The organism is uncultured Olegusella sp. (assembly GCF_947253395.1).
In the GTDB taxonomy this organism is placed as follows: domain Bacteria; phylum Actinomycetota; class Coriobacteriia; order Coriobacteriales; family Atopobiaceae; genus Olegusella.
On the sequence record NZ_CAMXYY010000052.1, the window covers coordinates 1 to 10,437 of the forward strand.

The 10,437-nt window shown below is 47.9% G+C and carries 10 protein-coding genes; 2 read left to right on the plus strand and 8 right to left on the minus strand.

Translation table 11 applies throughout. From position 1 onward, the window contains the following. Positions 1–720, plus strand: a 720-nt coding sequence (locus Q0X25_RS05435; protein ID WP_298579647.1) for a lipoyl protein ligase domain-containing protein, incomplete at its 5' end; no start/stop codon positions are given. A gap of 8 nt (positions 721–728) precedes the next feature. Next, entirely contained in the window at positions 729–2,099 is a 1,371-nt protein-coding gene (gene lpdA, locus Q0X25_RS05440) for a dihydrolipoyl dehydrogenase (protein ID WP_298579650.1), read from the plus strand. 32 nt (positions 2,100–2,131) lie between these two features. Here the strand turns inward: lpdA and Q0X25_RS05445 are convergent, their stop codons facing one another. The 8 genes from Q0X25_RS05445 to Q0X25_RS05480 form a co-directional block, all read right to left on the minus strand. Further along, entirely contained in the window at positions 2,132–2,311 is a 180-nt protein-coding gene (locus Q0X25_RS05445) for a hypothetical protein (RefSeq protein ID WP_021735650.1), read from the minus strand. Between the two features lie 108 nt (positions 2,312–2,419). Then, positions 2,420–2,797, minus strand: coding sequence for an HsmA family protein (locus Q0X25_RS05450; protein ID WP_068540253.1), 378 nt, complete (start codon positions 2,795–2,797; stop codon positions 2,420–2,422). Between the two features lie 68 nt (positions 2,798–2,865). Next, positions 2,866–5,220 (minus strand): DEAD/DEAH box helicase, encoded by a 2,355-nt coding sequence (locus tag Q0X25_RS05455; protein ID WP_298579658.1) that lies wholly within the window; start codon positions 5,218–5,220, stop codon positions 2,866–2,868. Between the two features lie 115 nt (positions 5,221–5,335). Next, complete coding sequence (locus Q0X25_RS05460; protein ID WP_298579661.1) at positions 5,336–7,339, minus strand: hypothetical protein; 2,004 nt, start codon at positions 7,337–7,339, stop codon at positions 5,336–5,338. Beyond that, positions 7,314–8,225: an ABC transporter ATP-binding protein gene (locus Q0X25_RS05465; protein ID WP_021735661.1), complete on the minus strand. Its 912-nt coding sequence runs from the start codon at positions 8,223–8,225 to the stop codon at positions 7,314–7,316. The genes Q0X25_RS05460 and Q0X25_RS05465 overlap by 26 nt, the downstream gene beginning before the upstream one ends. Then, positions 8,218–8,604, minus strand: a complete 387-nt coding sequence (locus tag Q0X25_RS05470; RefSeq protein WP_021735603.1) for a GntR family transcriptional regulator — start codon at positions 8,602–8,604, stop codon at positions 8,218–8,220. The genes Q0X25_RS05465 and Q0X25_RS05470 overlap by 8 nt, the downstream gene beginning before the upstream one ends. An 86-nt stretch (positions 8,605–8,690) precedes the next feature. Continuing rightward, entirely contained in the window at positions 8,691–10,061 is a 1,371-nt protein-coding gene (locus Q0X25_RS05475; protein ID WP_298579667.1) for an ATP-binding protein, read from the minus strand. After that, on the minus strand, positions 10,054–10,437 hold a 384-nt coding region (locus Q0X25_RS05480), incomplete at its 5' end, for a tellurite resistance TerB C-terminal domain-containing protein (RefSeq protein WP_298579669.1). The genes Q0X25_RS05475 and Q0X25_RS05480, both read right to left, overlap by 8 nt.

A 10,437-nucleotide genomic window follows, 5' to 3' on the forward strand; every position in this document is an offset into this window, starting at 1 on the left:
CTTATACCAACAAAAGACTTTGATATTGCAAAGCAAAATGCGGTAATACTTAACGCGTTACAGTCACTTGGTATCAATGCGCAGGCTACAGGTCGCAATGACCTCACCGTAGATGGAAGAAAGTTTTCGGGTTGTGCGTATTTGCACGAAGGTGAGCATAGCTACCACCATGGAACCCTTCTTATTGCGGCAGATTTCTCTGCACTGAGCCGCTACTTGCGACCTTCACCACTCAAATTACAAGCACGCGGCGTCAAATCGCTACGCTCACGTGTTGTCAACCTATCCGAACTTTCGCCATCGCTCACCATACAGCAGCTCAAGTCTGCGCTTGCTCAGTCATTTGGAAAGGTCTTCAACTCTCAGGTAGAGCGTATAGATTCTACTCAACTTGATGAGGAGTATCTTGAGCAGCTCCGCACGCATTTTGCTTCGCCAGCATGGAATCTTGGGAAAAAACGTCATCTGTCCCAAGGAGCTGAAGCTCGATTTTCTTGGGGCACCGTCCGTCTTGACCTTGAGATTGCAGAAGGACTCATACAGCAAGCCTATCTCTGGACAGACGCTCTTGCCGAAGGTTTACCCGTCCTTGTAGAACGCGCCCTTTCGGGCTGCACACTTGATGCACCCGAATTGCAATCCCGCCTTGAGGGCGAAAAAATAGATACTCAGGTCGCCTTTGACCTTACACAATTAGTCCTATCAATTGCTGCCCGCTAGGAGAAAACATGTTTGATATTGCCATTATCGGTGCAGGTCCTGGCGGCTATACCGCAGCCCACGAGGCTGCTCATCGAGGCAAATCAGTCGTTCTCTTTGAGCGCAATCTCCTTGGTGGTACCTGCCTTAACCGCGGCTGCATACCAACAAAAGCTCTGCTTCACTCATCTAAAGCCTTCGTTGAAGCAAGCGGCGGAAGTGAATATGGCATCAGCTGCTCGGACGTAGCGTTGGACTTTTCTGCCATGCATGCGCACAAGACAAAAATCGTGACCAGTCTTCGTGATGGTCTCACCAAACTTATGAAAAAAGACAAAGTTACGTTAGTAGAAGGAGAGGCGCAGCTCACTTCTGCAAACGATGCATCTTGCACCATTGTTTGCGGCGGCATGGAATACGAAGCACGTGAGCTTATCATCGCCACAGGCTCTGCACCCAAGCGCATTCCTATTCCTGGCATCGAGCTTCCTGGGGTACTTACCAGCGATAATATCCTTGAGGGTGAAGGTGCAGATCTTTTTTCGTTGATAATTATTGGCGGTGGCGTTATCGGAGTCGAATGTGCAGAACTATATGCTGCATTAGGTCGACAAGTGAGCATCCTTGAGGCAATGGAGCGCATACTGCCACCCTTTGACAAGGAAATCGCCCAGCGGGTAAACCTGCATCTCAAAAAATCAAAGGTCAAGATTGAAACGTCTGCTCGTGTTGCTGAAATTACGCAGCAACACGATAGCCTGTGTGTCAAATATTTCGACAAAAAGGGTCACGAACAACAGCTGTGTGCTCATGGCGTACTTATTGCTACGGGGCGCGCTGCCGAAACAACGGGGCTATTTGCAGATACTATCTGCGCAAAATTAGAACGCGGTGCCCTCGTTTGCGATAATGACGGACGCAGTAGCCTACCTCATGTGTGGGCAATCGGCGATGTCCGTGCAGGTACAGCTCAACTCGCACACGTTGCAATGGCTCAGGCACGCAATGTGATACGGGCCATTTGTCATGAGGAGCAGCTTATAAATGAACAGCTCATTCCTAGTTGTGTCTATACCTCGCCTGAAGTAGCATCCATCGGCATGACCGAAACCGAGGCAAAAGAGCGCAAACTCTCAATACGTGTGGCAAAAGTCGTAAGTGGGTCCAATGCAAAATGCCTGATAGAAGGTGGTGACTCAGGCTATCTTAAGCTCATTGCCGCAAAAGATGACGGACAAATTTTAGGGGCACAGCTTGTATGCCCACGTGCCACCGACCTCATCGGAGAGATCGCTGTAGCCATCGCACAAAACATGACAGCAGCCCAGCTTGCTGCAACAATCCACCCGCATCCCACCGTAAGCGAGCTCATTGCCGAGGCCGCGTTTCAATTGATATAAGCAGCGATTGTCTTATATCTTGGCTCGCAATCTTATGCCTTGCTTCGCTCAACCCAAACATGTCCACATTTGTTGCAGAAATACTGCTTGATGGTCCACTCACCATCTTGGTAGGTCTCCGTACAGACTACGTCCTCACTACCACATTCAGGGCAATCAGGCATCATCAGATACTCATCGAGCTCGCTGGAATCTACGTAACTAATAGCCATAGCGCATCCCCTACTTGTGTTCGCCTGAGGCGGCAATACTGCTGCCCTTTACGCACTGCAACGCCCTTACCAACAAAACTCTAAAACCAAAAGTTCCTACAAAACTGCCTAATGCATACCCATATACACACCTATAACATAAGGCACAAGCCATACCAACCAGACAAAAAGACTGAGGCGATGGAAGGTACGAGCACGTTTTTCATTGTGACTCACAAGCGTCACCGTTGCCCAAATTGCATGAAATGCCATAAGAACAATCGCTAGAGCACCGGTAACTGCATGTAATCCAATTCCTGTAGCACCTGCTTGGGCAATCTTGCTCATCAAGGCTGTACCTGTACTATCACAAATCAAGCCCAACCAAAACAGTGTAAGATGCATTGGCTTAAGTACTTTTGCGTGACGTTCGGAAAAGACGCCAATGGTGTACAAAATAAGTGCGAGTGTAATTGCAATGATTGCAGCCAAAAGCATTGGTTTCATGAGTTCTCCTGCTCCATATTGTTTGTCTCTCCCCAGCTATCCTACGCCCAAACACCCCACTAAAACCCTTACGCTTGACCTAACTCAGGCAACTCAGGAAAGCCACACCATTGACGCACACGATGCAACATGCCCTCTGTATCTAAAATCCCATAGGCAAAACCTTTGCGCACCAGCTCAACTGGCACATAGGCATCATACTTTTCAAAAACAGGCACTTCTTTAGGATAGAGCAACTCAAGGGGATCAAGCGGACGCAGGGCTTGCTTCGCGAGCACATCAACAAAGGTTTGCGCATCTGCTTTCATACGGAATTGCAAAAAGTATGGACGACTTGAGTCCAGACCCTTAAGTCCTAACTCCTCTGAACAGCGCAGCTTAAGGAAACGTTCCAGAGCCAAAAAAGCATAACTGCCAAGCCAAGGAAACAGCGCCCAGCTATCCCCACCGATATTGATAAGCGGCGCGTTAAGCATGCCTGAAGCACCTGCCGTACGACGCGCCTGAGCAAGACGAGCGCGAGCGTTATCCATGAGATAAGGATATGCCACATCTTCTGCGAGAATGTGTGCCATGCGCTCGAGTATATGGGTATGAATGTCACCAGGACACTCGCCAAAATAGGCAGGCACCTGACCTTTTACCTGGGTGCAGTAAACCACATGCCGTTTATGGTCCACTTCTTCTACTAGCCACGTGGCACCCGCAATAGCAATTTTGTCACCCACAGGTGGCGGCATCACCGTAGTACCAAGCTCTTGGCTTTCACTACGAACGGTGTACTCCTCACTCTCAACAAAGACTCCGTAGAAGCGGAAATTGTTAACCACACGCTCCCCCGCTAAGCCCACAATAAGGCCGCCTTCATCAGTCTGTTGAATTTGTTCGCTCGTAATTAAATGGTGAAGCAGTACTCGATAGTCGTCTGTTGTCACCCGTTGAAATGGTGTGAGAGTCAACACGCGCACTGCAAGTTCTGCGGGACTCATTTCACCCTGCGATGCCAGTGTTGCCATTGTCTGGTGATAAAGCAGGCTAAAGGGTAGGCGATCCAGGCGGGGAGGCTCAACCCAGCGCTCTTCAAGATAGAGCTGTACCAAAGCAATACCTTGCAAAAGTTTCCAAGGAATAGTTTCACCTAAGGTAGAGCGAGGCTCAGGTCGTTCTTCTCGCATGACAAACCACATCTCGGACGGCGTACCACGACGACCAGTGCGCCCCATGCGCTGCAAAAAACTTGATACCGTAAAAGGTGCATCAATTTGAAAGGCGCGCTCAAGTCTTCCAATATCAATACCAAGCTCAAGAGTTGAGGTTGTAATTGTAGTGAGGGCTGTTTCTTCATCCTTCATTGCGTCTTCGGCAGATTCTCGCAAGGGAGCAGAAAGATTGCCATGATGGATTAAAAAGCGATCTGGCTCACCATTTGCCTCACAATATGAGCGGAGCGTCGTAGTCACCGCCTCAGCGTCCTCACGCGAATTGGCAAAAACCAAGCACTTTCTACCCCGACTATGTTCAAAAATATATCCGAGACCTGGATCTGCTAGCTGGGGCGCGGTATCAGTCTTGCCCTCATAGCTGCGCTGAGGCATACAAGCAAGTCCTTCTTTGCCCAGTGTGTCCCCATCCACCTCGATATCGGTCAATACAGCTGCTTCCTCTGCCTCATGCCGATGGACATAAGGTCCGCGCCCCAACTCGTCATCAACAGCTTGATAATCACTGATATAAAAATGTTCCATTGACAAGCGCCAACGTTGAGACGCATCATCAATGCGCAAAATGAGCGTTTTGCGCCCTGTACCCGCAGAAAGATATTCGCCCGTACGCTCGGGATCGCCCACTGTCGCAGACAGTCCAATACGACGTGGCCTCACTCCTGCTAGACGAGACAAGCGTTCAATCACGCAAAGAGTCTGAGCGCCTCGATCGCCCCGCATGAGAGAATGTACCTCATCAATCACAATAAAACGCAAATCACCAAAGAGTTTGGGAATTGCTGAATAGCGATGTAGCAACAGTGCCTCAAGAGATTCTGGTGTAATCTGCAATATTCCTGAAGGATGCTTTATCAATTTTGCCTTGCGCGAAGCAGCAACGTCTCCATGCCAACGCCAGACAGGAATCTCCTCTTCTTCACAAAGCTCTTCTAAGCGTCCAAACTGATCATTTATCAGTGCTTTGAGTGGACCCACATAGAGCACCCCAACAGAACTTGAGGGTTCTTCCTCCAAAATTGACAGTATGGGAAAAAATGCTGCCTCAGTTTTTCCAGAAGCTGTGGATGCACAGAGCAACACATTATCGTCCGTATCAAAAATCGCATGAGCGGCTGCCACCTGCACGCCGCGCAGCGACTGCCACCCATTGCGGTAAATAAAATCCTGAATAAACGGCGCATAACGCTCAAATGCTTCCATATTCCCTCCCAACACTTCACGCTAGCACAGATATTCGCTTATGTACTTTTCCCAGCCAAAAAAAGCGTCTTCCCCCGAAGGAGGAAGACGCTTGAGAAAGGAGGGCAAACTGGTATTAGTTTACAGCTGCATCGTCAGCGTCCAATTTGATGCCGGAGGCCTTTATCACCTCGGCAAAATCCGTTGCCATAAGATCGCTATCAACATCTAGGGAGAGACTGATGTTAGTGGTGAAACTGCCATCGTCATTGGTTTTGGTATTTTCTGAATAGCCCCATGCACCATGACGGGTCTCAGTGTAGTTCAAAAGACCGGTATCAGCTAAGATACGTTGAGTTGTATTGCCGGTTCCCGCATAGCGACCATTCATTACCAACGACCCAAAGTATTGATACTCGTTGCTTGCATTGCTCGCAGCGAGTCCTATACGACTCAGCGCAGATTCCTTCCAAGATTTGCTCTGGATATAAGATATGAGCTTTTCTCCCATAGCTTTTGCCTTATTTTTATCAATGCTGATACTTTCACCAGAGTCCCCACCTTTGTAGCTCGGCGCAAACACTGCACCAACCCACTCAAAATCAGCGTGATCATAACCAAGCAAAGCATTAAGGAAGAAATCAGAATCGCTGTAGATATTGAGCAACTTTGACGCAGCGCTATGGGGATCTCTGACCGCTTGCTCAGAGACAGGAATGACATAAGATCGGGTCAAGCTGCGACCATCTTTGAGCTGATACGCAAAGCGTACATAGACCGTCGTAGCGTCAGGAGAACTATTGATACGCTCTACCTCGGCTCTGAGTTCATCACGGTTTTCCACAATAGTTTGATGTAAATCAATCGTTTGTTGCATCAGGCGATCGGAATCTTTACCAAGTCCTGCCTGAGCAGCATAGTCGGTGTCATCAACTTGAAGATTCAAAGTTGAAACATCCTTGACCTGTGGAATTGTGGTCGAAAAACCAGCTAAGTCCAAGCCAAGCCCCACGAGTAGAACCGAACTTAAAGCACACATTGCGAGTGCTTCAACTGCACGACTGCGAGTAAAGATACGCACCGTTTTATTGAGAATCATCTCCGTCACAAAGAAGCATATCAGGGCAAAAAGTGCATAATACCCAACAAATACGGCGAGATCCTGCCGGCTTCCCGCAACACCTCTTAGGGCAGCCATCACAAAGGTGCTTCCCATACCGCCAATAAAGGCAGCTAACCAGCGTACAGGCAATTTAAGCACGGGAAAAGCAACCATATCGCCCGCACTTTCAATACGCCTTTTGCTATAAATCCACCAAGCAAGTGCCGTCACAACAAAGCCTGCGATAAAAAACGCCGTGAGACACTGAAAACCTTCGATATGTGTTCTGACATCAATGGTTGCGGGATTAAAGCCACCTGCAAGGTCAATATTCTGAGCAAATAGTCCGACATGACCTAATAAATACGGCAAGGGAGACAAAAACCCTACGTTGCCACCTAACATCAATACAGGCGTGGACAGCTGATCCATACCATAGGTAAAGTTGACAACAAAAATCATCACCAGAGTGTACACTGCACTCCAGGCGAGCTGGCAGATGCCATAAAACGCAACAGCTGCAAATATAGTGCCCGAAATCATACAGCACAGCGATGCCAACGAGAAGAAAAAGAGAGAGCTAAAAAGTACACCTATCGCCAGCTGTGACATCAGGCTTACCCAAATGACCTGGTGAGAAGCACATACCAAAAACATGAGTAAAAGTGCTACAGCCGTAGGCACCAGCATCATAAACAAACCGGCAAGATAGCTTGATACAAAAAGAGTTGAACGCCTGAGTGGAAAGGCATGCATCATATTTGCCGAGGAACTCTTGTATAGATATGAAAAAAGGCAAACGGCACAGATAATTGCAAAGACCGCCGTCACAAAAATAAATGATTTAAGGCTTACGTGCATGTAAACCACTGTATACAAATCTTGGGCAGTTGGGCGTTCCATGCTTTGAAAACGCAGGGACAGGCCTATGGGCAACCAAATGGTGAGTACTGCGGTATAGAGTACCCACAAAGGAACAAAGCGCTTGATATGTCCTAGGAAAACTGTGCGGCTAAGCAAGGATGTCTTTGATGCCATAGTCCACGCCTCCCATCTCATAAATAAATATCTCCTCTAGCGTGAGCGGTAACACATCCAAAAAAAGCGGATGTAGTGCCGTTAAGTGTGCGACAAGCTGTTCACGCTTGCCCCGCACGATGAGGGTGTGGACATGGCCCTGCTTTTCGTGATGCATGATTTTGATATCTTCAGGAAATGCTGGCGGCTGATTTGCAAAGGCAACTTGTACCTTGGAGACACTGCCCTCCAACTCTTCAAGCGATCGCTGCAACAAAATCTTGCCCTTGTGCATAATGCCCACGTGATCACACACATCTTCGAGTTCACGCAAGTTGTGAGAGGAAACCAAAATCGTCGTGTTCTGCTCAACCACATCATTCATGAGCAGACTCCAGATTTGATGACGCATCACAGGATCCAAGCCATCCACGGGCTCATCGAGTACCAAAAAGTCTGGATGGCAGCATAAAGACAACCAAAAAATCGACTGTTTTTGCATGCCTTTGGACAAACGACGCACAGGGCGTTTGTTATCAATCGTGCTAAATACCTCATGCAAAGTCTCAAAGCGCTTATCATCAAAACGGGGATAGAGTCCGCGATAATACTGCCTCATATCCTGAATTGTTGCATTGGGAAAGTAAAAGAGCTCATCGGGAATAAAGGCAACACGCTGCATAAGCACGTCGTTTTCCCACACGGGCTCGCCATCGATATAGACTTCACCTTCATCAGGACGAAGTATTCCCATGACATGACGGAGCAAGGTGGATTTACCCGCACCATTAGGCCCTACCAAGCCATACACACTACCCTTTGGCACACGTATCGAAGCGCCGTCAAGCGCACGAAAATTGCCAAAATTCTTTACAACATCTTTGGTAATGAGCATTTCATTAGTCATTTTGTCCCTCCCCTCCCATAGCACAAGCAAGTTTATCAAGTTGTTTTTTTAATGCGGCCAAATCAATGCCCAAATACAGAAGCTCAGTTGCAATTTCGTCAAAAGCAGAACGTAAATCTGTAATGCGCTGATGATCATCAGGCACCCCTTCACTTACAAACGAGCCCTTACCTGCTACCTTGCATACATAACCCTGCATTTCAAGCTCACGATACGCACGAGCTATAGTGTTGGGATTGATAGCGAGAGTAGATGCGAGCTCACGCACAGAGGGCAACTGCTCACCTGGCACAAGTGCCCCCGACACAACAAGACGCCGTATGCCATCTTCTACTTGTTCGTGAATGGGGCGAGAATCTTTATAGCTAATTTGAATCACTTTGCACCCCCCTCAGCTATAACTGTATTAGTTCATTTAATACAGATAATACAGCTGGGTGATCCAAAGTCAATACACAATTACTTTTATAATTTGAACTCAAAAAAATCTTGCTGCGACCTACCAGTGCTGGCAGGAGCTCCACTACAGGGCAAAGCAATGCCCGCGGTATGTGTGAAAGCCTCAGCATCACTTTCACTTGCGCCCCCTATTGCCTGCCCCATCACTTCGGCTACTTGAGCCTCAGGATGTTGATACAAAATATCTAGCAGCTCAATGAAGTCACGAATTACTTCGCGTGGCGTGATATGCGTATCTGCACCTACACGCTCGTATTCTTGCTTGATAAAACTCACCAAATCCATCTCGGTGAGACGAGGTTCATACGCATAGAGTTGCGCATGGATATCTTGAAGCTTTTCTATGAGTACCAGCATTTCTTCATGAGTGAGTGGCTGTAACTGGATGACGGGCGCCATTAAATCCTTATAGACACCCGCAGCATAACGACCTTCAGAGAGACGAGAACGTAAAGCCTCATAGGAATACACACCCCGACGACGATCCTCAATAGCTTGGGGTGTACCACACATAATGATGCCTAGGTAGCGTGCTTTGCCTTGCAACGTGTCGTTGTACATCGTTAGAATTTTTTCGTAGTTATACTGACGGGTAATCGAGTTTGGCACCTTATAAATATTGACGAGCTCATCTACCAGCATCAATAAGCCTGCATAGCCCGCCTGTTTGAGAAAAAACGCAAAGAGCTTGACGTATTCATACCAATCATCATCGCCCACAACTATGCCTACGCCCAACTCCCGACGAGCTTCAGTCTTGTTGGCATATTCCCCGCGAAACCACTTAATAACCTTGCCTTTGATCTCATCGTTACCCTCTAGGTACGAACGAAAATACAGCTGTAGCAGGTGAGCAAAATCAAAACCATGAACCATTTCGCCCATCTGTGTTATGACATCGCTAATACGCTGCTCAACGGTAGCAGCAAAATGAGGATCATCAGCTGATAGACCTTCGGCAACTACCGTACTTTGCACACCAGAAATCCAACGGTCAAGAATGAGTGTCAACGCGCCACCTTCAGGACGAGTCTTGGTGGCCATATTGCGCACAAGCTCCTTATAGGTAGCAAGTCCCTGACCGTGGCTGCCCTGCAAACGACGCTCAGGAGATAAATCGGCATCCATAACGACAAAGCCTAAATCCATTGCATAATTTCGAATGGTCTGCAACAAAAATGACTTGCCCGAACCATACTTGCCCACTACAAAACGAAATGATGCTCCTCCTTCGCGGATAACCTCCACATCATGGAGCAGCGCTTCAATCTCATGTGTGCGACCCACGGTGATATAGGGCAAACCCACGCGAGGTACAACGCCACCCTTAAGCGAATTGATTACCGTATTTGCTATGCGCTTGGGTACCTTAGGCATGGAGCAACTCCCTTATATCGTCAAGATAGTCTTCATATATTTGAGGTTCATCAGAACTCGCATCAATGACCACATCACCAATGACATTCATCAACTTATCATTGATGGACTCGATAAGCAGCGATGCCATCACCTGATGTGCGCGCTCAAAAGCAGGTACAGAGTTTTGCTCAAGCAGGCAGCTAAGCAAGGCACGCTCTTCGTCACTGAACGCAACCGTGGTATCTGGCTCAGGCGCTTCTATGGTATCTAGCTCAGGCACTTCTGTTAAATTTGGCTCGGACACTTCCGTTGTAACTGCCGCAACATCTAAAACAAATTCAGGTTCTTCTTCCACAATCAAACGATCTCGCGTGGTATCAGCAGCGCTACGAAT